Origin of the sequence: Tatumella sp. JGM118 (genome assembly GCF_018257515.1) — a bacterium.
Taxonomy (GTDB): domain Bacteria; phylum Pseudomonadota; class Gammaproteobacteria; order Enterobacterales; family Enterobacteriaceae; genus Tatumella; species Tatumella terrea.
Window position 1 is genome coordinate 1 of the sequence record NZ_JAERJR010000030.1, and the last position, 26922, is coordinate 26922.

The window sequence follows — 26922 nt, forward strand, 5'->3', positions numbered from 1 at the left end:
TAAGCGGAAGGTGAAAGTAGCCCCCCTTACAGGGGGCATTCTCAAAAGCCACCTTCTAAGAAGGTGGTCTTTTACTTTCCGGCGCTCAGAAGGCTGCAGTTCCGGACTATTTATTGGTAAATCTTTAATCACCCCCCACAAACAGGTGAAGATCTGGTAAACTGTGGGCCTGATTTATACCTGTCAGCAAGAGCGATACCCCGGGGGCCTGAGGGTCCATAGCTGGGTATCTGAGCAGACTGACAGGTTTTATGCATACTGGCTAGTCGGCTGTTGTTGGCTATTCGTAGTATCTTTTTGAGCTAAGTGGAGGTTTTCATGGCTGTCGCTGCCAACAAACGTTCGGTAATGACACTGTTTTCCGGACTCAGTGATATTTTCAGCCATCAGGTACGTATTGTACTGGCCGAAAAGGGCGTTAGTGTGGAGATCGAACAGGTCGATATGGATAACCTTCCGCAGGATCTGATTGACCTGAATCCGTATTGTACCGTGCCGACTCTGGTTGACCGTGAACTGACGTTGTATGAATCACGTATTATCATGGAATACCTGGATGAGCGTTTCCCTCATCCGCCATTAATGCCTGTGTATCCTGTTGCCCGTGGTGAAAGCCGCCTGATGATGCATCGCATTGAGCAGGACTGGTACAGCCTGTTGTTCCGTATCGAGAAAGGAACCGCTCAGGAAGCTGATGATGCCCGTAAACAACTGCGTGAACAGTTACTGGCCATTGCACCTTTATTTGCCCGTACTCCTTTCTTCATGAGCGAAGAATTCAGTCTGGTCGATTGCTATCTGGCTCCGTTACTGTGGCGTTTACCGTCAATGGGCGTAGACCTGAGCGGCACTGGCTCTAAAGAGCTGAAAGGCTATATGACCCGCGTCTTTGAACGTGATTCTTTCCTGGCCTCTCTGACCGAAACTGAACGCGAAATGCGTTTACAATTTCGGGGCTGATTATGGAAATGACTGAACTGAGTGCACGTCGTCCTTATCTGTTGCGGGCATTCTATGAATGGCTGCTGGATAACGATCTGACGCCACATCTGGTGGCTGACATTAATCTGCCGGGCGTGATGGTTCCGCTGGAATATGCGCGCGATGGACAGATCGTACTGAACATTGCTCCGCGTGCTGTCGGTAATCTTGAGATGACCAATGACGCCGTGCATTTCAATGCCCGTTTTGGGGGTGTTCCTCGTCAGGTGATGGTGCCGATGAATGCGGTGATGGCTATCTATGCCCGCGAGAATGGTGCCGGAACCATGTTTGAACCTGAGCCTGCCTATGACCAGCTATCAGAAGATGATGCTGAGCCGCAGGCTGCGCCGTCAGAAACTATCATGTCAGTCATTGAGGGTGATTTGCCTGAGGGCACGACCGACTCAGAGACCGATGGCGATGATGAACCCCCTCATCCTCCGCGCGGCGGCGGACGTCCGGCGCTACGTATCGTTAAGTAAGCCATCAGCATCTCATGAAAAACCGGCCCGCAGGCCGGTTTTTTTATGCCTGAAACACTATTGGGCGGTATATCCGCCATCGACCAGCAACGATGCACCATTGATAAAACCGGCCTGAACACTGGCAAGAAAAAGCACGGCAGCGGCCACTTCCTCCGGACGACCCAGGCGGCCCTGTGGATGAAGTTTAATTAACTCTTCTTTTTGGGGGGTGGATAGCTGGGTGAGTAGCGGGGTGTCGATATACCCCGGACAAACAGCATTCACACGGATGTTTTTACCGGCATAATCTGCCGCCAGTGTTTCGGTTAACAGCTTCACTCCGCCTTTAGCGGCGGCATACGCCGTGACATGACGTTTACCGACAAAGCTATGAATAGATCCACAGTTAACGATAACCCCGGGGAGATGATGTCCGGTCCAATGCCGGATAGCATATTTATTACTGAGAAAGACCCCGGATAAATTGATATCAATCGTTTTCTGCCAGTCGGTGAATAAGAGATCTTCTGCCGCACCATCACGGGCGATACCGGCATTAGCAAACACAATGTCCAGCCTCAAAAAGTGCCGGAGCGTCGTTTCGATCAACTGTTGCTGGTCCGCCTCACTACATACATTTGTCCGGCAGAAGATCACCGGCATTCCCTGTTGCTGAAGTTCGCGGGTGATCTCTTCGCTGCCGGGTGCAATATCGGCAATAACCACAGACGCCCCGGCAGAAGCAAACGCTTTAACCGTTTCAAGACCAATACCGCTGGCTCCGCCGGTAACAATGACGACCTTTCCTGAGAAATCCATATCAGTTCCTTTTCCTGGCTACGGGATATTCCGTAAGCAAGAGACAGGATAGCCGAAGGCGTTGGTTGAATTCTGTGCATAAAAGCCCGTTCCCGGGCATCGGCCGCCAGAAATCACCGGGCTCGGGCGAAAAAAAAGGCACAGTATTGTGCCTTTTTTCGGGGAACACTGACGGCCGGTCAGACCTCCAGGTAATCCATAATACCTTCAGCCGCCTTACGACCCTCAGCGATAGCGGTAACGACCAGGTCAGAACCACGGACAATATCGCCACCGGCAAATATCTTAGGATTACTGGTCTGGAAAGCATTATCGCTGTTCTCAGGCGCAATAATACGTCCCTGAGTGTCAAGTTCGACACCAAAGCTCGCCAGCCACTCCATACCATGCGGACGGAAGCCGAATGCCATCACCACGGCATCCGCCGGGATAATATGCTCAGAACCTGCGACGATCTCTGCACGGCGGCGGCCGGCAGCATCTTCAGGGCCCATTTCGGTACGAGCCATCTTAACGCCACAGACCCGGCCCTGACTGTCGATCTCAATACCCAGAGGTTGCAGGTTAAACCGGAATTCGACCCCTTCTTCACGGGCATTTTTCACTTCGCGGCGCGACCCTGGCATATTCTCTTCATCACGACGGTAAGCACAAGTCACATGACTGGCCCCCTGACGAATGGAAGTCCGCACGCAGTCCATCGCCGTATCCCCTCCGCCGAGCACGACAACACGTTTCCCCTGCATGGTGATGTAAGGCTGTTCTTCCAGTGGCTCAAAGCCCATGGTGTGACGCGTATTCGCAATCAGGAATGGCAGGGCATCAAAGACACCCGGCGCATCTTCGTTTTCCAGGCCACCGCGCATCGACTGGTAAGTCCCGACGCCCAGGAAGACAGAATCGAATTCATCCATCAGGTCGCTGAGCTGTACATCACGTCCCACTTCCGTATTCAGACGGAATTCAATGCCCATTTCGGTGAACAGTTCGCGACGTTTGATCATCACTTCTTTTTCTAACTTGAAAGAAGGGATACCAAAGGTCAGCAAGCCACCGATTTCCGGGTGACGGTCAAAGACCACCGCCTGCACACCATTACGGGTCAGGACATCGGCACAGGCCAGCCCGGCCGGGCCGGCACCAATCACCGCGACACGTTTACCGGTCGGGGTGACATGCGACATATCCGGCTTCCAGCCCATCTCCATCGCTTTATCATTGATATAACGCTCAATGTTACCGATGGTGACAGCGCCAAACTCCGCATTCAGCGTACATGACCCTTCGCACAGGCGGTCCTGCGGACAAACGCGGCCACAGACTTCCGGCAAACTGTTGGTCTGGTGCGACAGATCTGCCGCTTCCATAATCCTGCCTTCATTGGCCAGCTTCAGCCAGTTAGGAATATAGTTATGGACCGGACATTTCCATTCGCAATACGGGTTACCGCAGTCCAGGCAACGATCGGCCTGAGCTTTGACCTGCCCTTCAGAGAAGGGCTCATAAATTTCGACAAATTCAATTTTCCGAAGTTTCAGCGGTTTTTTCGGCGGATCAACACGCTGCAAGTCGATAAACTGATAAACATTCTGACTCATCGTGACCTCTTACTGCGCCTGAACCCGCAGTTCTGCTGCGGAGCGACTACGGTGGCCCAGTAATGCTTTGACATCACTGGACTTAGGTTTAACCAGGGTGAATTTAGCAGACCATTTCGGCCAGTTCGCCAGGATCTCTTCGCCACGGCCGGACTGGGTGTACTGAACGTGTTCAGTAATCAGCCCACGCAGGTGCTCTTCGTGAATAGGCAATTGCTCAACATCCAGCACTTCTACCAGTTCAGCATTCACACGTTTACGGAATTCACCGTCTTCATCCAGCACGTAAGCGAATCCGCCGGTCATGCCTGCGCCAAAGTTAACGCCGGTGCGACCCAGTACGCAGACAATGCCGCCGGTCATATATTCACAGCCATTGTCACCGATACCTTCAACCACGGTAATGGCACCGGAGTTACGGACGGCAAAACGTTCGCCTGCACGGCCCGCGGCAAAAAGTTTACCGCCGGTGGCGCCATACAGACAGGTATTACCGGCAATGGTCGCTTCCACGCTGCGGAAGGCAGAACCTACCGGCGGACGGATGGCCAGTAACCCGCCAGCCATGCCTTTACCGACATAGTCGTTAGCATCTCCGGTCAGGATCATTTCCAGTCCACCGGCATTCCATACCCCGAAACTCTGACCGGCGGTGCCGGTAAAGTAAACGCGGATAGGATCTGCCGCCAGCCCCTGGTCTCCGTGAGTCAGGGCGATGGCACCGGAAAGTGTGGCGCCGACGGAACGATCGGTATTCCGGATATCGAAATAGAACGTTTTACTCTGACGCTGTTCAATGAACGGGACCGCCTGATCCAGTAACGCTTTGTTAAGCACGCCTTTATCAAACGGCGGATTGCTTTCGGTACAGTACATGGCTTTGCCTGGCATTGGCTGTGCCGTCTTCAGCAGTGAAGACAGATCCAGCTTCTGCTGTTTTGCCGTAAATCCGTCCAGTTCCTTCAGCAGATCGGTACGGCCGATCAGGTCAGTCAGACGGGTTACCCCCAGTGAAGCCATAATTTCACGGGTTTCACGGGCAATAAATTCAAAGTAATTCGTCACCTTGAACGGTAAGCCATGGTAATGGTTGGTACGCAGCTTATCGTCCTGAGTCGCTACCCCGGTAGCACAGTTATTCAGGTGGCAAATACGCAGGTATTTACAGCCCAGTGCGACCATCGGGCCGGTCCCGAAACCGAAGCTTTCGGCCCCCAGGATCGCGGCTTTAACAATATCGAGGCCGGTTTTCAGGCCGCCGTCGATCTGTAAGCGGATTTTATGACGCAGGCCATTGGCTACCAGTGCCTGCTGAGTTTCGACCAGCCCCAGTTCCCAGGGACATCCGGCATATTTAACCGAGGACAACGGACTGGCACCGGTGCCGCCATCATAGCCGGCAATAGTGATCAGATCGGCATAGGCTTTTGCTACCCCGGTCGCAATGGTCCCGACACCCGGTTCGGAAACCAGTTTGACCGAAATCATCGCCTGCGGGTTAACCTGCTTGAGATCGAAAATCAGCTGCGCCAGGTCTTCAATGGAATAGATATCATGGTGTGGCGGAGGTGATATCAGTGTGACACCCGGTACAGAGTAGCGGAGCCTTGCAATATACGGCGTCACTTTGTCGCCGGGTAACTGTCCGCCTTCACCCGGTTTCGCCCCCTGGGCGACCTTGATCTGAATAACATCCGCATTCACCAGGTAGGCCGGTGTGACACCGAAACGCCCGGAAGCGACCTGTTTGATCCGCGAGACTTTATTGGTGCCGTAACGTGCAGGGTCTTCACCGCCTTCGCCGGAGTTAGAGAAGCCGCCGATGCTGTTCATGGCTTCCGCCAGTGATTCATGTGCTTCCGGGCTCAATGCACCGATAGACATTGCCGCACTGTCAAAACGTTTAAACAGCTCACTGGCAGGTTCAACATCGTCGATCACGATGCTGTCAGTGCCGGGCTGTAACTGTAACAGGTCACGCAGCGTGGCTACCGGACGGTTATTGACCAGTTCTGCGTACTTCTTATAGTCATCGTAATCGCCGCTCTGTACCGCCTGCTGCAACGTACCAACCACATCCGGGTTATAGGCGTGGTATTCACCACCATGGACGTATTTCAGGAGTCCCCCCTGTTCCAGCGTCTTACGCTGCAACCAGGCGCGTTTTGCCAGATTCGTTAAATCCTGCTGGAAATCACTGAAGCTGGCACCGCCGATCCGGCTGGTGACATTCTGGAAACAGAGACGGGTCACATCCTGATGTAAACCGACGGCTTCGAACAGCTTCGAACAACGGTACGAAGCGATGGTCGAAATGCCCATTTTTGACATGATTTTGTACAGGCCTTTATTGATGCCATTACGGTAATTCAGCATCACGCTGCGGTAATCTTTGCCGATAATCCCGCTGTCTGACATCTGTGCCAGAGACTCATAGGCCAGCCACGGGTAGACCGCTGTTGCACCAAAGCCGAACAACACTGCAAAATGATGCGGATCACGGGCCGACGCCGTTTCAACAATGATGTTGGCATCGCAGCGCAGACTTTTTTCAACCAGCCGTGCCTGTACTGCCCCGACAATCATCGGCGCCGGGACCGGCAGACGGCCGGCGCTGATGGCCCGATCAGACAGAACCAGCAGAACGGTCCCCTCACGCACCAGCTCTTCCGCCTGATCATTCAGACGATGAATAGCCTGTTCCAGCGTTTCGTTTTCCGGCTCGAAAGTACAGTCCAGGGTATCGGCACGATAGTACTTACCTTCCAGCGTCGTCAGCTGAGTAAAGTCAGAGTAAAGCAGGATAGGGGATTTAAAACTCACACGGTGAGCCTGTCCTTCCGCTTCACAGAAGACGTTCATCTCCTGACCGATACTGGTTGCCAGTGACATCACGTGGTTTTCACGTAACGGGTCAATCGGCGGGTTGGTGACCTGCGCAAACTGCTGACGGAAATAGTCATAGATAATGCGCGGGCGGCTGGAGAGGACGGCAAAAGGCGTGTCATCACCCATTGAGCCCACAGCTTCCTGACCATTTTCGCCCAGTACCCGCAGAATGCTGTCCAGTTCTTCACTGCTGTAACCAAACTGCTTGTGGTAGGTTGCCAGCATAGCATCGCTGAGGTGACGTTTACCTACCTGGTCATCGGTCAGCTCTTCAAAAGGCACTAAGCGTTTAACATTCTTTTCCATCCACTCTTTATAAGGATGGCGGCTTTTCAGGTCGTTATCGGTTTCTGAGGAGTGGAGGATACGGCCTTCACGGGTATCGATCACCATCAGCTCACCGGGACCGACACGGCCTTTCTCCACCACTTCATCGGGCTGATAATCCCAGATACCGACTTCAGAGGCGCAGGTGATTAATTTATCACTGGTAATCACATACCGGGCCGGTCGCAGACCATTACGGTCCAGGTTACAGGCCGCGTAACGTCCGTCAGACATGACTATCCCGGCCGGGCCATCCCACGGCTCCATATGCATGGAGTTGAAGTCAAAGAAGGCACGTAACTCAGGATCCATATCCGGATTGTTCTGCCATGCCGGTGGCACCAGTAAACGCATCGCACGGACCAGGTCCATCCCCCCGTTAAGGAACAGCTCCAGCATGTTATCCATTGAACTGGAATCCGACCCGGTCTCGTTGACAAACGGAGCGACGGTCTGCAGATCAGGGATCAACGGGGTATTGAATTTATATGCACGGGCACGTGCCCACTGCCGGTTACCGGCAATGGTATTAATTTCACCATTATGCGCCATGTAGCGGAAAGGCTGGGCCAGTGGCCAGCGAGGCACCGTATTGGTTGAAAAGCGCTGGTGGAATAAGCAAATAGATGATTCTAAACGTAAATCCGCCAGGTCGAGATAAAACCGGGGCAGATCAGCGGGCATGCAGAGCCCTTTGTAGATATTCACCTGATTGGAGAAACTACAAATATAGAAATCACTGTCATTCAGGGCTTCGACGCGTTTTTCTATCCGGCGGCGAGCCATGTACAGGCGGCGTTCCATATCACGCGGACGCCATCCGGCCGGGGCGTTGATAAACACCTGCTGGATCCCCGGCAGTGACGACAGGGCAATCTCCCCCAGAACGTCCTGATTGGTCGGGACTTCACGCCATCCGGCAACAGAAAGTGTCTCACGGAGAATTTCTTCTTCAACAATAGCCCGGGCAGCACTGGCCTTTGCTTCGTCGGTGCTCAGAAAGAGCATACCGACAGCGTAGTTCTTCGCCAGACGCCAGCCTTTTTCTTCCGCGACAATACGGAAGAAGCGGTCAGGCTTCTGTAACAGAAGACCACAGCCGTCACCGGTTTTACCGTCAGCCAGAATTGCACCGCGATGTTGCATTCTGGCGAGTCCATGAATGGCCGTACGTACTACTTTGTGGCTCGGTTCACCTTCTATATGGGCGATCAGTCCAAAACCACAGTTATCCTTTTCAAGGGATTTATCATACAACATTGAGTGAACCTCCCCGGGCTCTAGAGACTCTTGTTATTCCGGCAGTCAGACATGCGCAGCAGCCGCGTAAGAATGAGGCATCCGCAGATGCACAAACATGTCTTAATCGCTGCTTCTGCCATGGCGGGCTTCATCGATGTGACAAGTGTCGGGAACTTGTTACAGGGAACCTCTGCTACTGCATAAATATGGCGGACAATGAATCCGCACAGAAAGCTTCCAGTGGATTTCCAACTTATCGGGAAAGCGAGGTCAGGTCAAATAGCGACTCTTTCTGTGACGGGGGAGGGTGTTTTTTTATATATTATTGAATATTAAGTATTTACTGGTTTTTTTATCCGGTTGTGCACACTCAGGATGCATAGGCAATTGTGAACTGTCTCACTATAGTGCGGCTTCTCAATGCCTGCACCATGCTGGTGCCGGAGTGATTTTTAGCACAAAATTCCGAGTATACGAAGATTGCTGCATGATATCTCTGTTTTATCCAAAATCCTTATTTTCTGCGCGGACTCAGGGATCATTAAAAATATTAATAGGCTTACCTGCTGCGTTAAGATTCACTTCTTATGAATTTATATTCATTCTGTGCTTTATGTGATGATCTCTGACCGTCACGCAGTCGCGGATGAGGATGACGGTGTCGTTCGGTAAAACACGTCAGTGGTTCCTGTCAGCCTGTTTCTGCGTTAAAAAGGTAGGATATGATGGGAGTTCACAGTCAGGGAGTGTATATGAAACAGATCAGATTACTGGCGCAATACTATGTAGATTTGATGGTCAAACTTGGCCTGGTCAGGTTTTCTTTATTACTGGCCTCAGCCTTAGTGGTACTGGCCATGATTGTCCAGATGGCCGTCACACTGGTGTTGCAGGGCAGAGTGGAGAGTATCGACGTCGTCCGTTCGGTATTTTTTGGATTACTGATCACGCCCTGGGCCGTGTACTTTCTCTCTGTGGTGGTTGATCAGCTGGAGGATTCCCGTCAGCGATTAGCCCGGCTGGTGGATAAGCTGGAAGAGATGCGTCACCGGGACCTGCAACTCAATCAGCAGCTAAAAGAAAACATTCAGCAACTCAATCAGGAAATTAACGATCGTAAAAATGCAGAGCAGGCCCGTGAACATGCCATGGATAAGCTCAAGGATGAAATGGCCAGCCGCGAAAAGACGCAGATAGAACTGGAACAGCAGTCCAGTTTCTTACGTTCGTTTCTTGATGCTTCTCCTGATCTGGTCTTTTATCGCAATATTGATCGCAAGTTTTCCGGTTGTAACCGTGCCGTGGAGTTACTGGCGGGGAAAAATGAGAAACAGCTGGTCGGGTTGTCTCCGCTGGATATCTATGATGCCGATACCGCAGCCAAAATACTGGAAACGGATGAGAAGGTCTTTCGTCATAATGTTGCGCTGACCTATGAACAATGGCTGCAGTATCCGGATGGTAAAAAAGCCTGTTTCGAAATCCGTAAAGTTCCCTATTACGACCGGGTCGGCAAGCGTGCCGGCCTGATGGGCTTCGGTCGTGATATCACCGAACGTAAGCGTTACCAGGAAGCGCTGGAAAATGCCAGCCGCGAAAAAACCACCTTCATCTCGACCATCAGTCATGAGCTTCGCACGCCACTGAACGGCATTGTCGGTCTGAGCCGTATCCTGCTGGATACCGAACTGAGTCAGGAGCAGCTGAATTATCTTAATACCATCCATGTATCGGCGATCACTCTGGGGAATATTTTTAATGATGTGATCGAAATGGATAAAATTGAACGCCGCCGGGTCAGGCTCGATAATCAGCCTATCGACTTCACCGGCTTCCTGGCGGATCTCGAAAATCTCTCCGGCCTTCTGGTTCAGCCAAAAGGCCTGAAGTTCGTGATGTCCGCGCAGCAACCCTTACCCGAAACGATCGTGGCCGACGGAACACGGTTACGTCAGATCCTGTGGAACCTGATTGGTAATGCCGTGAAATTCACCCGTGAAGGCGAGATTATCGTCACCGTCACCTATGATGATGCCACGCAGAAACTGCGCTTCGATGTCAAAGATTCCGGTATCGGCATTCCGAAAAGTGAGCAGGACAAAATTTTTGCCATGTACTACCAGGTGAAGGACCAGCATGGGGGAAAACCGGCGACCGGCACCGGTATCGGCCTAGCGATTTCTTACCGCCTGGCACAGGCGATGGGAGGGGATATCACGGTCAGCAGCCATCCTGGAGAAGGCGCTTGTTTCAGTGTGGTGATTGATGCGCCAGCCCTGACCACTGTGGAAGAAGATACCGATGAACCGGACACGATGCCTCTGCCGGCACTGCATATCCTGCTGGTTGAAGATATTGAACTGAATGTGGTCGTTGCCCGTTCTGTACTGGATAAACTGGGATGTTCCACCGATGTGGCGATGACCGGTGCAGAGGCGCTGGAGATATTCGATCCCCGGGAATTCGATATGGTACTGCTGGATATTCAGCTTCCGGATATGACCGGGCTTGATGTCGCACGCACATTACATCAGCGTTTTGCCGGACAGGACCTGCCTCCGCTGGTGGCACTGACCGCCAATGTGCTCAAAGATAAGAAAGAGTATCTGGAGGCCGGCATGGATGATGTGTTAAGCAAACCCCTGGCGGTGCCGGCCCTGACCGCGGTGATCAGTAAATACTGGAATCCGCATCAGGAGGAGGAAGAGTCGATCCCTGAACCGGCCTCTTCTGCTGAGCAGAAGCACCTCGATATCGTCATGCTGGAACAATATCTCGAGCTGGTGGGACCAAAACTTATCTACGACAGTCTGAGCATGTTCGAAAAAATGATGCCGGGCTATCTTGATGTTCTTGATTCCAACATGATGGCAAAAGATCAGAAAGGCATTGCAGAAGAGGGCCACAAAATTAAAGGGGCGGCAGGTTCTGTCGGCTTAAAATATCTGCAGGAGATTGCGCGGCAAATTCAGACGCCGGAACTTCCGGCATGGTGGGACAACGTCCAGGAATGGATCGATGAACTACGACATGAATGGCGTCATGAAGTGGATACGCTCAGGAAATGGGTAGAAAGCAGAGAAGCAGAAAAGTAAGTGGCCGGCAGAAAAAAATGACCCCGGGTAAACCGGGGTGCGCGAAGATTGCGCCAACACCAGGGAAACGGTCACGTTGTAGCCGGATACGTAAAGTCGTTCTCCGGTAAGAACCGGGGCTACAGCGGGTATTGGATGACTGCTGCACTTACCTTAACAAAAACTGAGGTCACTTTGCCACAATTCATTAAGATTTATGATGTTGAAATCCGGCAGACGGACCGGCTATCTGCGGAGGTTTATCTTCGCTGCACCTTTTAAGGGCAGTTAACCTCCGGGCGGAAGCCGCCTGTCTGTTAAAGGAGAAAAGTGATTAACACCCTGTTTATCTCCCGAAAAAACCTTTCAATTGATGGTGTTTTTATCTGCGATTGATCTGAAACGGGATTTCACGGTTATTTATTCATAAAAACAATAAGTAAGATACCTGACACTGGCCGGCATCTCCCCCCGGATAGGTCGTCCGCTACCCGATGAAAGGCACTTCCGCACGGTGATCACGGAGATTACCCGGAACCCGGTAGATCGATGTCAGGGTGACCCGGCACCGGACAGAGGCATCCCGGGGCAGGCCAGCCTCCGTTTTTTCCCACTGAATAATAATTTATATTTAATTTATTGTTAAGTAAGTGATCAGAGGTAAACCGGATTAAACATTAATTTATCTTAACATTTAAACGAAGCCTAAACAGACTGGAACCGATTCCTTAGTGGCGTGAAGTGATTGATGTTATTGATATAATTATTATATCCCTTAGTAATTTTTGCCATATTCAGGATATTATTCACACTGAATAATGAGATTTTTCAGAAAATAGGATTGGAAAGTTTATACAAACCACCCGCAGGATGATCATCAATGAACCGCGGTTATATCAGAACAGACCTGCTGCAGGAGCCGATTCATGACAAGTAAAAAGGGATTCCGGTACAGACTCAAACGACGTTTATTGCTGACAGTCACCGGGATTATTGCCACGGTGATTGTGGCAATCCTGGTTTTTTCGGTAGTCCCGGTGCCCTTTTCGGCAGTGATGGCGGAGCGTCAGGTCAGTGCACTCGTCTCAGGGGATACGGATTACCGTGCCCGTTCCCGTTGGGTCAGCATGTCGGAGATCTCTCCCTGGATGCCGCTGGCTGTGATTGCCGGGGAAGATCAGAAATTTCCGGAGCATTGGGGATTCGATTTTGCGGCAGTACAGTCGGTGCTGGATAGTCGTCAGCGGGGAGAAATGCGGGGCGCTTCGACACTGTCTCAGCAAACGGCGAAAAATATGTTTCTCTGGGACGGACGCAGTTGGTTACGTAAAGGGCTGGAGGCCGGGCTGACCGTCGGACTGGAAACCCTCTGGGGTAAGAAAAGGATACTGACGGTCTATCTGAATATTGCTGAGTTCGGACCGGGGATTTTTGGAGTGGAAATGGCCTCAGAAACCTATTTCCATAAACACGCCAGCCAGCTGACCCGTCAGGAAGCTGCATTACTGGCTGCTATCTTACCGAATCCTATTCTCTACCATGCCGATGCTCCCTCGGTCTATGTCCGTGGACGGCAGCAGTGGATCTCCCGGCAAATGGAACAGTTAGGCGGTACCGGTTTTCTGGAAAAATATCATCTGTACTGACCTGATGCCGGGTTAATCTTCATCAAACCCGGCGTTGAACAGTTCGACCACCGCCTGCAGTGCCCGCGCTTCATCCGGTCCGCTGGCTTCAACTTCAATCTGTCCGCCTTGTGCCGAATCCAGCATCAGCAGGGCGATAACACTGCTGGCATCGGCCTCGGTACCCGCTTCGTTACGCAGGATCACTTCGCAATCAAAACTCTGGACCAGTTCGAATAATTTCATTGCCGGCCGGGCATGCATCCCCAGCTTATTTCTGATTTTTACTGATTCTTTCACTGTCATATTTTTTTCTTTTCCAATGTGCGATGCCGTGACTGAACATTCTTGCCACGTGAACGGAAATAGGCTGCCAGTTGCTCTGCAATATAGACGGAACGGTGTTTTCCGCCAGTACAACCGATAGCCACTGTCAGATAACTTCGGTTGTTGGTTTCCAGCATCGGAAGCCAGAGCTCAAGATAACTGCGGGTCTGATAAATGAAATTATGGACTTCAGTATGGCGGTCAAGAAAATCGATCACCGGACGGTCCAGGCCGGTGAGGGGTCTCAGCGCCGGGTCCCAGTGAGGATTCGGCAGAAAGCGGACGTCGAAGACATAATCGGCATCGATTGGAATACCGTATTTAAAACCAAAGGATTCGAACACTATGGTCAGCTCACGCTCACGTTTACCCAGCAAGCGCGCCCGCAGCATTTCGGCCAGTTCGTGGACCGACATTTCAGAGGTATCGATGATCAGGTCGGCTCTGGCGCGCAGAGGCTCAAGCAGATTGCTCTCCTCGTCGATGGCATTTTCCAGCGACAGGTTTCTGCTGGAAAGCGGGTGCAGCCGCCGGGTATCGCTGTAACGGCGGATCAGCGTATTGCGGTCAGCGTCCAGAAACAGTAATTGCGGAGTAAATTTGTCAGACAGATGACTAAATGTGTGTTCGAAAATTTCCGGAGATTCCGGCATATTGCGGACATCAATACTGACAGCCGCAGAAATATTCTGCTTCGCCAGTGAATTGGCCAGCTCAGGCAGTAAATCGACGGGCAGGTTATCGACACAATAAAAGCCCATATCTTCAAGGGCGCGGAGTGCGACAGATTTTCCCGACCCGGAACGCCCACTGACGATCATCAGAACCATGACCTTTCTCCCGTAATGATCCCGGATAACAGTAATACGTGGCCGGAATTATTCTTCCGTGCGCTGCTGCTCATCCATAATAATGTCATAGAGTTCCTGATCGCTTTGTGCCGCCCGCAAGCGTCTGCAGATATTCTTTTCTGCCAGGCGTTTGGCTACCTGGGATAATGTGTGCAAGTGCGTTTTGCATTGGTCCGCCGGAACCAGCAGGGCAAATAACAAATCAACCGGCTGATTATCAACGGCATCGAATGAAATAGGATGCTCAAGGTGGATGAACACACCAATGGTTCTTAATGTGTCTTCTTCCAGTTTGCCATGGGGGATAGCAATGCCATTGCCGATACCCGTGCTTCCCATCCTTTCACGATTCAGGATCGTTTCAAAAATGGTCTGGTGTGGCAGATTCAGCTGTGCTGCAGCCAGCTCGCTGATAATCTCCAGTGCCCGTTTTTTACTCTGGCAGTGCACATTGTTGCGTGTACATTCCGGTGTAAGCACCTGGCTAAGTTCAAGTGTCAGTTCACTATTCATATAATTTCACTTGCAGATTCATCTGGCCACTATTGTGGTTATCGGTTGCCCTGTATGCCGCCACAGTGACAGACCGGGGTCTGTCTGTAAACGTCAGGACAAAAACAGCCGCGGAGTTGTCTGGACTGTTGCCCTTTACTGCACTGCGCCGGACTGCCTGTACGGCTGCAGCATGTCTTGATTCCGGCTTACCTGCCGTAGGGGCTTCCCGGCGGATGCCGGCCACCGCTCATCCGGGGGACATCCGCCGGGGGGTACTGTACACCGCAGGCACGATGTTCTCTGTGACTGAGTGAACACTGACCACCGCGGATCGCGTTAACCCCGGGCGATTCTTCGGTAAACCCTGCCACAGCGTAGCAAACCTTTTTTCGCTAAACTGATGCGGAGGTTCCGTTATTTCTTCCCGGTGATCGCTACCGGTGGTGACACCGGCCCGCGAGACTGTCACGTTAAAGCAGCTGTTTACGCTGGTTTGACGGTGGGATAGATAATGATTCGCGATACTTAGCGACGGTTCGCCTTGCCACCATAATGCCCTGTTCAGATAACATAGTGGTGAGTTTACTGTCACTCAAGGGCTTTACAGGGTTTTCCGTTGAAATTAATTTTTTCACCAGGGCCCTGATCGCCGTGGAGGATGCTTCACCGCCACCTTCAGTATTCACATGGCTTGAGAAAAAGTACTTCAGCTCAAAGATGCCCCGTGGACTGTGCAGGTATTTCTGGGTCGTCACGCGTGAGATAGTGGATTCATGCATTTCTACGGCCTGGGCAATGTCTGCCAGGACCATTGGCCGCATATATTCTTCACCCTGCTCGAAAAAAGCCTGTTGCTGCTCGACAATACAGCGGGAAACTTTCAGCAGTGTATCGTTACGGCTTTCGAGGCTCTTAATCAGCCAGCGGGCTTCCTGTAAGTTATTACGGATAAATTGATTATCGCTGTCGTTACGGGCACCGCCGCTCATGGCGGCATACTGCTGATTAATGCGTAATCCTGGCAGGCTGTCGGTATTGAGTTCGACGGTCCACTGGCTGCCTGACTTACGCACCAGGACATCGGGGATCACATACTCTGACTCACCGGTATTAATAGACTGGCCCGGTCGCGGGTCCAGAGACTGGATCAGCAGCATCGCCTCTTTCAGCACATCTTCTTTGAGCCGGGTCACGCGCATCAGACTACGGAAATCATGGTTCGCCAGAAGATCCAGATGCCCGCGGACAATCAGGCGCGCCTCTTCCAGCATCGGGGTTTCAGGAGCAAACTGAGAAAGCTGAATCAACAGACACTCTTTTAAATCTCTGGCGCCGACACCGATAGGGTCGAAATGCTGGATACGCTTTAAGACTGCTTCGACCTCTTCAGGGGTCAGTTCGTCATCACCCATACTTTCCAGAATGTCATCCAGCGGAACGGTCAGATATCCCGTGGTATCAATCGCATCAACAATAGAGGTCGCTATCGCGCGGTCAGTATCACTGAACGGCGTCAGTTCCATTTGCCATATCAGGTAATCCTGCAGGGATTGTGTCGTTTCGCCCTGATAGAGAGGCAATTCATCATCCTGATAGTCTGTGCCTGTTCCGGAGGGCGTCCCTGCAGTATAGATTTCATCCCAGGTCGCATCCAGAGGAAGCTCTTCCGGCATATCTTTTTGTTCCAGGGCTTCCCGTGTATCCAGGGATGCGCTTTCACCTGACTCCTCAGCATCGACCTCGTTGAGTATCTCTGTTTGTTCCAGTAACGGATTACTTTCCAGAGCTAATTGTAATTCTTGTTGTAACTCGAGCGTCGACAGTTGCAACAGCCGTATCGCCTGCTGCAACTGGGGGGTCATTGCCAGTTGTTGGCTGAGTCTGAATTGCAAACTTTGCTTCATAGTGAGGCGTGCATTTCCTGAAAAAATATCAATAAGAACACATTACCAGAATCAGAGTCGGAACTCTTCACCGAGATAAACGCGTTTAACCTGCTCGTCGGCCAGAATATCTTCCGGAGTGCCGTGAGCGATTAATTTACCCTGACTCACGATATAAGCGCGTTCACACACCGCGAGTGTTTCACGGACATTATGATCAGTGATGAGTACGCCCAGACCGCTGTCACGCAGATGCTCAATAATTTTTTTGATATCAATGACCGAGATAGGGTCAACGCCGGCAAAAGGCTCATCGAGCAGGATAAATTTGGGGTTAGCGGCCAGTGCCCGGGCAATCTCAACACGGCGACGTTCCCCGCCGGAAAGGGCCTGTCCCAGACTGTCGCGCAGATGTTCAATATGGAACTCTTCCATCAGCTCGTTAGCACGATCTGCCCGCTGCTCTGCGCTCAGATCCTTACGGATCTGCAGCACCGCCATCAGGTTATCGTAAACACTCAGGCGACGAAAAATAGAGGCCTCCTGGGGAAGATATCCGATACCCCGGCGGGCCCGGGCGTGCAGTGGCAGTAAACTGATATCATCACTATCGATAACAATCCGGCCTGCATCGCGGGGAACAATACCGACAACCATATAGAAGGTGGTGGTTTTCCCGGCCCCGTTAGGGCCCAGCAAACCGACAATTTCACCGGAGTTGACTTGCAGGCTCACATCCTCAACCACACGTCGGCCTTTGTATGCTTTTGCCAGGTTCTCTGCAATTAAAGTCGCCATAAGTATTATTGACTCTGTTTAGGGGATTTCGTGGTTTTAGGGTTCTGTAATTCAGAGGGCACCAGTGTGGTGGTGACACGTTTTTGTGGCCCCTGGCTGTCAGCCTGCATTTTTTGCAGTTTCACCAGATAAGTAATGCGGTCACCCTGAATATTGCTGTTCAGCTGCTGGATATACGCATTGCCGGTCAGTTCAACCATATCTTTCGCCAGATCATAATGTAATTTGGCGGCATGACCTTTGACCGGTTTACCGTTGTCCTGCATCTGATAAAAAGTCGCCGGATTACCGTAGGCATCTACCAGGGTTTTTTTACTATCTCCGCCCGGACGGGTGACCACCACCTTATCCGCAGTGATCCTGATCGTTCCCTGAGTAATGATCACATTGCCGGTAAAGGTCGCCACATTGCCCTGCATATCCATTGACTGGTTTTCCGAGGTGACATTCACCGGTTTATCGGAATCCCCTGTCACGGCCAGTGCAGGCAGACTACAGGCCAGCAGTGTACTGATCAGCAACAACCTGATGCTATTAGTGTTGGTTTTGAATTTCATAGTAGGTTTTGACCTTTTCAATTAATTCGGCTGTTTTTGCGCGTAAATTACCCCGCATCTTCATCCCTGTAGAGTGGAAATCCTGGCCGTAAAGAGTGACCTGGTCATCGGAGGTCACATCCTGAGTGACGAGGTTAATCTGCGCATTATCCGTCGTCATCCGTTCAATTTTTGCATTCGGGCTTAAGGCCCGCACTTCCACGTGCCCGTACAGATACAGCATCCGGTTTTGGGTTAATTTTGCTTTATCTGCTTTGACTGACCATGCCGGCGCTTTTTGCGGGTCAAACGTCGTCATGACAGGGTTATCAAACCAGCTGACGCGGGCCGTATCAAAATAAGCCACTTTTGCTGAATCCAGCGTATAGGCGAGCCCGCCCTCCGGGTTATAGACCACCGTATGGGTGCTGGCGGTGGTATAGGTCGGGCTTTGATCATCTGCGACCACTGCGGGTGAAGATGACTCCTGATTTGTCAGGTTCCAGCCAATCAAGACCACTGCAATAATGGCCAGCAGCAGGGTGATCCAGCGTCTGGTTTTACTCATATCGATAACCCTTTGGCATCCTCGAATTTGTCTTGTGCCATCAAAATAAGATCACAAATTTCCCTTACCGCGCCACGGCCACCGTTGATACGTGTGACATAATCTGCACGCTGGAGTAATAAGGGATGGGCATCCGCCACCGCAACACTGAGACCGACCTCTGCCATGACCGGCCAGTCGATCAAATCATCGCCAATATAGGCGACCTGGTCCGGACGGAGCGACAGTTTATCCAGAAGATCGCGAAAGGCCAAAATCTTATCTGATTGTCCCTGGTAGAGGTGGCCGATGCCGAGTGTACGGCAGCGATCTTCCAGTAATCCGGCCTTACGTCCGGTAATGATCGCCACTTCCACCTCATTGGTTAACAGACAGCGGATCCCATAGCCGTCACGGACATTGAAGGCTTTCAGTTCTTCTCCGCTGTTCCCCATATAGATCAATCCGTCAGACATCACACCGTCAACATCACAGATCAATAATTTTATTCCGGCGGCAGCGGTCATCACGGCCCGACGGACAGGCCCGTAACAGGTTTCAACGGGTAATTCAGTATTCATTCTCTTATCCTGCTCAGACGACACCGGCACGCAACATATCATGCATATGTACCACACCCACCAAACGATTGTTATCCGCAACCAGTAACGAGGTGATATTTTTACTTTGCATAACATTTAGCGCATCAACAGCCAGCATATTAGGTGTTACGCGGATCCCCCCCGGGGTCATGACATTATCTATCAGCGTTGACTGGAAGTTGATCCCCATATCGATGACCCGACGTAAATCACCGTCGGTAAAGATACCCGCTATCGTCATATCCTCCTCAACGATCACCGTCATACCCATTTTCTTACGGGTGATCTCCAGCAGGGCATCACGCAGTGAAGCATGGCGCGGAACGCAGGGCATTTCCGTACCGGCATGCATCACATCGCTGACGTGCAGCAAAAGCTTTCTGCCTAATGCCCCGCCGGGATGCGAGAGGGCAAAATCATTGGCCGTAAAACCGCGGGCTTCCAGTAAGGCAACGGCCAGCGCATCTCCCATTACCAGCGTCGCCGTGGTGCTGCTGGTGGGGGCCAGGCCCAGCGGGCAGGCTTCCTGAGGAACCCTGACGGTTAAGTGCAAATCGGCGGCTTTCGCCATGGCACTTTCCGGCCGGCTGCTCAGGCAGATTAACGTAATTTTCAGTCGTTTGATCACCGGGACCAGCGCCAGGATCTCGTGAGACTCCCCGCTGTTGGAGATGGCGAGTACCACATCCTCCGGGCCGACCATGCCCAGGTCGCCGTGGCTGGCCTCCGCAGGATGGACAAAAAACGCCGGTGTACCGGTGCTGGCAAAGGTCGCGGCCATTTTTCGGGCAATGTGGCCGGATTTCCCCATTCCCATCACCACGACTTTACCTCGACAATGGTAAAGGATGTCACAGGCGCGGGAAAAATCCTCGTTAATATACTGGTCCAGTTGTTCAAGACCTTCGCGTTCGATACGCAGAACGTTTTTTCCGGCTTTTCTGAAATCAAAACCAGAGCTTGTCGGTTGTTCAGACATTCCAGAGTCCTTTTATTGATTATTCATCATCGGATAAACCCAGAGCATGGCGGCCCAGACAATAAATCCGCACAACAGAAAAGCTCCGGTGAGACGACCGATACGCCGGTCCTTTCTCAGGCAAATGACCGCAAAAAGTGTACTGACCCCGAGCATGACCCAATAATCCCGCGAAAAAGCATTACTGTCGATACTGCCCGGACTGACCAGTGCCGGAAGCCCCAGAACAATGGCCGTATTGTAAATGTTAGCACCCAACAGGTTGCCGACGGCGATATCACCTTCTCCTTTCAGAGTACCGGCAATGACGGTGGCCAGTTCCGGCAGGCTGGTACCGATGGAGATAAAAAACAGCGACATCAGCAGTTCACTGATCCCCAGATAATCTGCCACCACTGTCGCGTTATCCAGTATCATCCGCGTGGCCACCGGCAACAGGACCAAAGCGACCCCGAGCCACAGGCAAGCCACCGTATTACCGGCATCTTCGCCCGGCAGTTCGGCTAACTGCTCACGCGTCAGTGAGTCGCCGGTGGCTGCCTGGGTTTTGTTGGCCAGCCGGATAATACCCCACAGATAAATGACAGCCATGGCTAACAGACAAAAACCTTCGCTCCGGGTCAGAAAATTATCGGCCAGTAATAGCCCGCAAAGCAGCGTCACCAGTAACATCAGGGGCAGTTCCCGGCGCAAAAGGGCCGAGTTGATTTTCAGAGGATGGAGCAATGCAGCCCCCCCCAGAATTAATAAAATGTTGGTAATATTGGAACCCAGGGCGATGCCGACAGAAAAGTCGCGTAATCCATGCTGTACCGCAGATAACGAAAGAATGATCTCTGGCAGTGAGGTCCCGATACCGACGACCGTCATACCAATAATCAGCGGGGGGATCCCGAGAGACCGACATAAAATGGAGGCACTGAATACCAGCCGGTCGGCGCCATAAGCCAGCAGCAGTAAACCAAGAACCAGCAGGACAATCGCGACAAGCATGGGTATTCCTTTGCCAAAGTGGCCGTGATACCGGAGCGCGGTGTCAGGGCAAAAACAGGGTTCAACATTATCAGGGGCTGATTTTGACTGCCGGAAGGCGAAAAGTAAATTTTATGACTGAATTACACAAACCTGGCCTGTAATTTTCTGTAAAAATAGCGTGGTGCTATCCTCATGGCTGGCATCATAATCAATTAAAAAGCCCGAACACCTGTAAGGGGTCACTATGGTTCAGCAACACAAAGGATTAGTGGAAATCCGCGGGATGAGTTTCTCCCGGGGGAACCGCAAAATCTTTGATGACATTACCCTGACGGTTCCTGAAGGGAAAATTACCGCCATTATGGGGCCGTCAGGTATCGGTAAAACGACATTATTGCGCCTGATCGGCGGGCAATTATCGCCGGATAACGGAGATATTTTCTTCCGTGATGATAATATTCCGACATTGTCCCGCAGGAAGTTATACGACGTCCGTAAAAAGATGAGCATGTTATTCCAGTCAGGGGCACTGTTTACCGATCTCACTGTCTACGAAAACGTGGCCTGGCCTTTGCGTGAGCATACCCGGTTACCCCCGGAATTATTGCATACCACGGTGATGATGAAGCTGGAGGCCGTCGGATTGCGGGGAGCTGAGGAGCTGACCCCGGCAGAGTTATCGGGTGGTATGGCCCGGCGTGTTGCCCTGGCGCGCGCGATCGCGCTGGATCCTGAACTCATTATGTTTGATGAACCTTTCGTCGGGCAGGATCCCATCACGATGGGGGTGCTGGTGAAACTGATTGATGAGCTTAATCATGCACTTGGCCTGACCTGCATCGTGGTTTCTCACGATGTGCCTGAAGTACTGAGTATTGCTGACTATGCTTATATTGTGGCAGGACAGCATATAATTGCGCAGGGTAGCCCCGAAGCATTACGGGAAACGCCTGATCCCCGTGTCCGTCAGTTTATCGACGGCCATGCGGATGGTCCGGTACCTTTCCGGTATCCGGCCGGTGACTATCTCACCGATTTGCTAAGCTCCGGGAGGCATTAACGACATGTTGTTAAAGGCAGTAGCGTCATTAGGACGTTGGGGAATTAAGAGCTGCACATCGTTTGGCAGGGCAGGCCTGATGCTGTTTCACGCGCTGGTGGGCAAACCGGCGTTTGTTAAACACGGCCGGCTGGTTATGCGGCAGATTTACAGCGTGGGTGTGCTTTCTTTGCTGATTATTCTGGTTTCCGGCCTGTTTATCGGCATGGTGCTGGGGCTGCAGGGGTATCTGGTCTTAAAAACCTACGGCGCAGAAACCAGCCTGGGTATGGTCGTTGCGCTCTCGTTATTGCGTGAACTGGGACCGGTCGTTACCGCATTACTGTTTGCCGGACGGGCCGGGTCAGCATTAACCGCTGAAGTCGGACTGATGAAAGCGACAGAGCAGTTATCCAGCATGGAAATGATGGCCGTGGATCCTCTCCGGCGTGTGGTGGCTCCCCGCTTCTGGGCCGGGGTCATCAGTATGCCATTACTGGCCATCATGTTCACCGCGGTCGGTATCGCCGGGGGGGCTCTGGTAGGTGTGGACTGGAAAGGGATCGATCCCGGTTTCTTCTGGTCAGCCATGCAGGGTGCCGTCGATTTCCGCGTGGATATCATTAATTGTGTGGTGAAAAGCATCATCTTCGCCATCGCAGTTTCATGGATAGCGTTATTTAACGGCTATGACGCTGTTCCGACGTCTGAGGGGATCAGTCGTGCCACCACCCGTACGGTAGTACACTCATCCCTGGCCATACTTGGGTTAGATTTTGTGCTGACAGCACTGATGTTTGGGAATTAACGCAATGCAAAGTAAAAAAAGTGAAATCTGGGTAGGTATTTTCCTGTTGCTGGCACTGGTCGCTGCGCTGTTTCTCTGCCTGCGCGTCGCTAATCTGAAATCCTTTGGCACAGAACCGACGTGGAAATTATATGCGACCTTTGACAATATCGGGGGCCTTAAAGTCAACTCTCCGGTGAAAATCGGCGGTGTGGTCATCGGCAGAGTCACCAACATCTCTCTGGATGACAGCACGCTGTCACCGAAAGTTACGATGGCGATTGATGATGCGTATGCCGGAAAAATTCCGGATACCAGCTCGCTGGCGGTACGTACACAGGGTCTGTTAGGCGAGCAATTCCTGGCGCTTAACCTCGGCTTCAATGATCCGGATTTGGGTTCTGCTATCCTTAAGAATGGCGACACGCTGCGTGATACAAAATCGGCAATGGTGCTTGAAGATCTGATTGGACAGTTCCTGTACAAAAACGGTAACGGTAGCAGTGATAAAGATCAAAGTGCTTCGCCTGACAGCAATGGCCCATCAGCGCCGGCGCCAACTCACTAAGAGGAAAGTTTATATGTTAGTCAAACGTCTGTTAATGGCAGCGATGCTGGTAACACTGCCGGTAGCAGCGGTGAATGCCGCTGAAACCACCCCGGCGAGCAGCCAGGTTGATCAGAGTAACCCTTACACACTGATGGATCAGGCGGCCGCAAAAACGTTTACCCGTCTGAAGAATGAACAGGCGAAGATTAAGCAGAACCCGGATTACCTGCGTGAAATTGTCCAGCAGGAACTGATGCCTTATGTCCAGGTAAAATATGCCGGTGCGCTGGTACTGGGCCGTTTCTACAACCAGGCGACCCCGGCACAACGCGACGCTTATTACAAAGCTTTCGGTGATTACCTGGATCAGGCCTACGGCCAGGCCCTGGCGCTGTATCACGGACAGACTTATCAGATTGAGTCCCCGCAACCACTGGGCAATGCTAATCTGGTCGCTATTCGTGTCACCATTATCGACCCGAATGGCCGTCCGCCGGTCCGGCTGGATTTCCAGTGGCGTAAAAATTCCCGCACCGGGGCATGGCAGGCCTATGACATGGTGGCAGAAGGGATCAGCATGATCACCACGAAACAGAATCAGTGGGGAGACTTACTGCGCACCCAGGGTATCGATGCGCTGACTGCACAACTGAAACAGTACGCAGCCCAGCCCATTTCACTGAATCAGCAAAACTGATGAGTGATACGTTGCATTGGCAGCAACAGGACCGCGCGTTGCTGCTCAGTGGCAAACTGGACCACGAAACACTGCTCCCGCTGTGGGAGCAGAAAGAGAAGGTGGTGCAGGGGGTGTCAGAGATTAATGTGTCCGGGTTAAAACGGGTCGATTCGGCGGGACTGGCGCTGCTGGTTCACCTGCAAAATATTGCCTCCCGTTCCGGTCAGCCGGTAGTATTTCAGGGTATCTCTGATAAATTACAGTCACTGATCACACTGTATAATCTTCAACAGATTATTGTTTCTGCTGAAGAAAGCCGATAAATAATGCGGCACTGATGAAAAGCCCCTGCCTCAGGCAGGGGCTTTTGTGTATTTAAGATAAAGCTGCTTTCTACTAAGATATGGGCTGATTATGATTAACGGAAGCTGAATGCAATGGAAAATAATGAAATTCAGGCAGTATTAATGCAGGCCTTGTCGCTGGATGAAGTCCATGTCAGCGGTGACGGTAGCCATTTCCAGGTGATCGCCGTCGGTGAACTTTTTGAACCGATGAGCCGGGTAAAAAAGCAGCAGGCTGTGTATGCCCCGTTGATGGAATATATTGCGGATAACCGTATTCATGCGTTATCCATAAAAGCATATACCCCTGCTGAATGGGCCCGTGATCGTAAGCTGAATGGTTTCTGATTCAGGCTGCGTAATTACAGGCTGGCAGGTCTTGCCTATTATGATTGTTAATTGAGAGCCGTGTTAATGGATAAGTTTCGAGTACAGGGTCCCACCCGCTTAAGTGGTGAAGTTACCATTTCCGGTGCGAAAAATGCCGCACTACCTATTCTTTTTGCCGCATTGCTGGCAGAAGAACCGGTAGAAATAAAGAATGTCCCTAAACTGCGTGACATTGATACCACCATGAAGTTGCTAAGTCAGCTTGGGGTAAAAGCAGAACGCAATGGTGCTGTCCATCTGGATGCCAGCGGGGTTAACATTTTTTGCGCCCCTTATGACCTCGTAAAAACCATGCGTGCGTCTATCTGGGCTCTGGGACCGCTGGTGGCTCGTTTTGGTCAGGGACAGGTCTCCTTACCCGGCGGATGTGCTATCGGGGCTCGGCCGGTAGACCTGCATATCAGCGGCCTGGAGCAGCTGGGTGCGGAGATCAAACTGGAAGAAGGCTATGTCAAAGCATCTGTGAATGGGCGTCTGAAGGGTGCGCATATTGTGATGGATAAGGTCAGCGTAGGTGCGACCGTTACCATCATGAGTGCCGCGACCCTGGCTGAAGGGACGACGGTGATTGAAAACGCCGCGCGTGAGCCGGAAATTGCCGATACTGCCAGCTTCCTGAACACCATCGGTGCCAAAATCTCCGGTGCCGGAACGGACCGGATTGTCATCGAAGGTGTTGAGCGTCTGGGCGGCGGTAGCTATGAAGTGGTACCAGACCGTATCGAGACCGGAACCTTCCTGATTGCTGCGGCGATTTCCGGAGGAAAAGTGCTCTGCCATAAAACCCGTCCCGAAACGCTGGATGCCGTCCTGGCCAAGCTGCGTGAAGCAGGCGCGGATATCGAAACTGGTGCTGACTGGATAAGCCTGGATATGCACGGGCGTCGTCCGAAAGCGGTCAATATCCGTACCGCGCCGCATCCCGGGTTCCCGACCGACATGCAGGCACAGTTCACACTGCTGAATCTGGTGGCAGAAGGGACCGGTGTTATTACCGAAACCATCTTCGAAAACCGTTTTATGCACATTCCGGAGCTGATCAGGATGGGAGCCCATGCCGAGATCGAGAGTAACACCGCCATTTGTCATGGTGTGGAAAAACTCTCCGGTGCGCAGGTCATGGCGACCGATCTGCGGGCTTCCGCCAGTCTTGTATTGGCAGGATGTATTGCAGAAGGTGAAACGCAGGTGGATCGTATTTACCATATCGACCGTGGGTACGAGCGCATTGAAGATAAACTGCGTGCGTTAGGTGCCAATATTGAACGCGTACATGGTGATGAAGAGTATCCCCACGCGGAATAACGGGTGATAATCTCTGAAAAAGGCCTGACTTTCCTGTTCAGGCCTTTTTTTATGGCGTCTCCGCGAGGACGGCGGGCCTTTTCGGGCAAGCGGCCTCGCGGGGCTACCCCTGCTGGCGCGTTAGCTCACTGGCGGGGCTGCAAGCGTTATGGTGTGCTGTTGGTGGCCGGCGGAGTGGTGTTCCGGTCATGATGAGGCAGACGGCGCATCAGTTTTTCCCGATCCAGTAGCTCATGGGTCACCGGATGATAATACCGGCTCGGCCAAATCTCGGCCGGGTGGATATCAATGGCGCGGGCGATCAGCCACTCTCCTTTAGGCCAGGGACGGGATAAGGCATTGGCCAGGGTGGAAGAGCTTAGCCCGGCATTACGTGAGACTTCCGCCAGTGAAGTCCCTTTTTTTCTCAATGCGGCAATAATGTCTGCAGTGTGCCAGTCCGTTTTTTGCGTATTCATCCTCTCTCCTTTTCAGATGTTAGTGATGCTATCGAAATATGTATCGCATCTGCTTACGCGATAAAATTACACCTCTTTTGGAAATAGGTATATCAAAAACAGTCGTATAATTTTATAAAAGTAGTCATAAAAACTGCTGATTTGGAGTGTGAGTCGCAAAAATCGAGAAAATATAATGATAAATATCTGGAGCTTTCCGGAACTTTATCTGAAAGAAAGACCGTAACTGACTGTCCAGGGACGAAAAAAAAGCCCGTACAGGGCTTTTTTGTTGTCACTGACCCGTCCTGAATAGTGTTGACACGTTCCAGACTTAAATCCGGAGAACGTGATGATGACTGAGTTCAAACGCACC

25 protein-coding genes are annotated in these 26922 nt (G+C 51.9%); 11 read left to right on the forward strand and 14 right to left on the reverse strand.

Annotated elements, in window-relative coordinates; genetic code table 11:
- Positions 1-318 precede the first annotated feature (318 nt).
- Together sspA and sspB are read left to right on the forward strand one after the other, a co-directional pair.
- A complete protein-coding gene (sspA, locus tag JK223_RS16130) occupies positions 319-960 on the forward strand; it encodes a stringent starvation protein SspA (RefSeq protein WP_025903813.1) in 642 nt (213 codons plus the stop codon).
- A 2-nt stretch (positions 961-962) separates the two neighbouring features.
- Positions 963-1466: a ClpXP protease specificity-enhancing factor gene (gene sspB, locus JK223_RS16135; RefSeq protein ID WP_212715166.1), complete on the forward strand. Its 504-nt coding sequence runs from the start codon at positions 963-965 to the stop codon at positions 1464-1466.
- Positions 1467-1523: 57 nt separating this feature from the next.
- Here the strand turns inward: sspB and JK223_RS16140 are convergent, their stop codons facing one another.
- The 3 genes from JK223_RS16140 to gltB form a co-directional block, all read right to left on the reverse strand.
- Complete coding sequence (locus tag JK223_RS16140; RefSeq protein WP_212715167.1) at positions 1524-2267, reverse strand: SDR family NAD(P)-dependent oxidoreductase; 744 nt, start codon at positions 2265-2267, stop codon at positions 1524-1526.
- A gap of 179 nt (positions 2268-2446) precedes the next feature.
- Positions 2447-3865, reverse strand: coding sequence for a glutamate synthase small subunit (locus JK223_RS16145; RefSeq protein WP_212715168.1), 1419 nt, complete (start codon positions 3863-3865; stop codon positions 2447-2449).
- Positions 3866-3874: 9 nt separating this feature from the next.
- On the reverse strand, positions 3875-8341 hold the full coding sequence (gene gltB, locus JK223_RS16150; RefSeq protein WP_212715169.1) for a glutamate synthase large subunit: 4467 nt from the start codon (positions 8339-8341) through the stop codon (positions 3875-3877).
- A 734-nt stretch (positions 8342-9075) separates the two neighbouring features.
- Between gltB and arcB the strand changes: the two genes are divergently transcribed.
- Together arcB and mtgA are read left to right on the forward strand one after the other, a co-directional pair.
- Positions 9076-11418 (forward strand): aerobic respiration two-component sensor histidine kinase ArcB, encoded by a 2343-nt coding sequence (gene arcB / locus JK223_RS16155; protein WP_212715170.1) that lies wholly within the window; start codon positions 9076-9078, stop codon positions 11416-11418.
- A gap of 905 nt (positions 11419-12323) precedes the next feature.
- Positions 12324-13043, forward strand: coding sequence for a monofunctional biosynthetic peptidoglycan transglycosylase (mtgA, locus tag JK223_RS16160; RefSeq protein WP_212715171.1), 720 nt, complete (start codon positions 12324-12326; stop codon positions 13041-13043).
- A 12-nt stretch (positions 13044-13055) separates the two neighbouring features.
- Here the strand turns inward: mtgA and npr are convergent, their stop codons facing one another.
- The 10 genes from npr to JK223_RS16210 all read right to left on the reverse strand — a co-directional run bounded on the left by npr (position 13056) and on the right by JK223_RS16210 (position 21033).
- Complete coding sequence (npr, locus tag JK223_RS16165; protein ID WP_212715172.1) at positions 13056-13328, reverse strand: PTS phosphocarrier protein NPr; 273 nt, start codon at positions 13326-13328, stop codon at positions 13056-13058.
- The gene (rapZ, locus tag JK223_RS16170; RefSeq protein WP_212715173.1) at positions 13325-14179 is read right to left on the reverse strand and encodes an RNase adapter RapZ; all 855 of its coding nucleotides are present in this window, start codon (positions 14177-14179) and stop codon (positions 13325-13327) included. Before rapZ ends, npr begins: the two co-directional genes overlap by 4 nt.
- A gap of 48 nt (positions 14180-14227) precedes the next feature.
- Positions 14228-14713 (reverse strand): PTS IIA-like nitrogen regulatory protein PtsN, encoded by a 486-nt coding sequence (gene ptsN, locus JK223_RS16175; protein ID WP_025903822.1) that lies wholly within the window; start codon positions 14711-14713, stop codon positions 14228-14230.
- A gap of 452 nt (positions 14714-15165) precedes the next feature.
- Positions 15166-16599 carry an RNA polymerase factor sigma-54 gene (gene rpoN, locus JK223_RS16180; RefSeq protein ID WP_212715174.1) on the reverse strand — a complete coding sequence of 478 codons (1434 nt, stop codon included), beginning with the start codon at positions 16597-16599 and terminating at the stop codon, positions 15166-15168.
- 51 nt (positions 16600-16650) lie between these two features.
- Positions 16651-17376: an LPS export ABC transporter ATP-binding protein gene (lptB, locus tag JK223_RS16185; RefSeq protein WP_212715175.1), complete on the reverse strand. Its 726-nt coding sequence runs from the start codon at positions 17374-17376 to the stop codon at positions 16651-16653.
- 5 nt (positions 17377-17381) lie between these two features.
- Positions 17382-17933, reverse strand: coding sequence for a lipopolysaccharide ABC transporter substrate-binding protein LptA (lptA, locus tag JK223_RS16190; RefSeq protein WP_212715176.1), 552 nt, complete (start codon positions 17931-17933; stop codon positions 17382-17384).
- Positions 17911-18480, reverse strand: coding sequence for an LPS export ABC transporter periplasmic protein LptC (gene lptC, locus JK223_RS16195; RefSeq protein ID WP_212715177.1), 570 nt, complete (start codon positions 18478-18480; stop codon positions 17911-17913). Before lptC ends, lptA begins: the two co-directional genes overlap by 23 nt.
- Entirely contained in the window at positions 18477-19040 is a 564-nt protein-coding gene (gene kdsC / locus JK223_RS16200) for a 3-deoxy-manno-octulosonate-8-phosphatase KdsC (protein ID WP_212715178.1), read from the reverse strand. Before kdsC ends, lptC begins: the two co-directional genes overlap by 4 nt.
- Before the next feature lie 13 nt (positions 19041-19053).
- The gene (gene kdsD / locus JK223_RS16205) at positions 19054-20040 is read right to left on the reverse strand and encodes an arabinose-5-phosphate isomerase KdsD (protein WP_212715179.1); all 987 of its coding nucleotides are present in this window, start codon (positions 20038-20040) and stop codon (positions 19054-19056) included.
- Between the two features lie 12 nt (positions 20041-20052).
- The gene (locus JK223_RS16210) at positions 20053-21033 is read right to left on the reverse strand and encodes a calcium/sodium antiporter (RefSeq protein WP_212715180.1); all 981 of its coding nucleotides are present in this window, start codon (positions 21031-21033) and stop codon (positions 20053-20055) included.
- Between the two features lie 226 nt (positions 21034-21259).
- Here JK223_RS16210 and mlaF point away from each other — a divergent pair, with 226 nt between their 5' ends.
- From mlaF to murA, 7 genes are all read left to right on the forward strand, one after another.
- A complete protein-coding gene (gene mlaF, locus JK223_RS16215) occupies positions 21260-22075 on the forward strand; it encodes a phospholipid ABC transporter ATP-binding protein MlaF (protein ID WP_212715181.1) in 816 nt (271 codons plus the stop codon).
- A gap of 4 nt (positions 22076-22079) precedes the next feature.
- Positions 22080-22862: a lipid asymmetry maintenance ABC transporter permease subunit MlaE gene (gene mlaE, locus JK223_RS16220; RefSeq protein ID WP_212715182.1), complete on the forward strand. Its 783-nt coding sequence runs from the start codon at positions 22080-22082 to the stop codon at positions 22860-22862.
- 4 nt (positions 22863-22866) lie between these two features.
- The gene (gene mlaD / locus JK223_RS16225; RefSeq protein WP_212715183.1) at positions 22867-23409 is read left to right on the forward strand and encodes an outer membrane lipid asymmetry maintenance protein MlaD; all 543 of its coding nucleotides are present in this window, start codon (positions 22867-22869) and stop codon (positions 23407-23409) included.
- A gap of 13 nt (positions 23410-23422) precedes the next feature.
- The gene (gene mlaC, locus JK223_RS16230; protein WP_212715184.1) at positions 23423-24088 is read left to right on the forward strand and encodes a phospholipid-binding protein MlaC; all 666 of its coding nucleotides are present in this window, start codon (positions 23423-23425) and stop codon (positions 24086-24088) included.
- Positions 24088-24393: a lipid asymmetry maintenance protein MlaB gene (gene mlaB / locus JK223_RS16235; RefSeq protein WP_212715185.1), complete on the forward strand. Its 306-nt coding sequence runs from the start codon at positions 24088-24090 to the stop codon at positions 24391-24393. Before mlaC ends, mlaB begins: the two co-directional genes overlap by 1 nt.
- A gap of 114 nt (positions 24394-24507) precedes the next feature.
- Complete coding sequence (gene ibaG / locus JK223_RS16240) at positions 24508-24762, forward strand: BolA family iron metabolism protein IbaG (protein WP_025903835.1); 255 nt, start codon at positions 24508-24510, stop codon at positions 24760-24762.
- A gap of 66 nt (positions 24763-24828) precedes the next feature.
- Positions 24829-26109: a UDP-N-acetylglucosamine 1-carboxyvinyltransferase gene (murA, locus tag JK223_RS16245; RefSeq protein ID WP_212715186.1), complete on the forward strand. Its 1281-nt coding sequence runs from the start codon at positions 24829-24831 to the stop codon at positions 26107-26109.
- A gap of 146 nt (positions 26110-26255) precedes the next feature.
- Here the strand turns inward: murA and JK223_RS16250 are convergent, their stop codons facing one another.
- A complete protein-coding gene (locus JK223_RS16250; protein ID WP_212715187.1) occupies positions 26256-26567 on the reverse strand; it encodes a helix-turn-helix domain-containing protein in 312 nt (103 codons plus the stop codon).
- Positions 26568-26922: the final 355 nt, after the last annotated feature.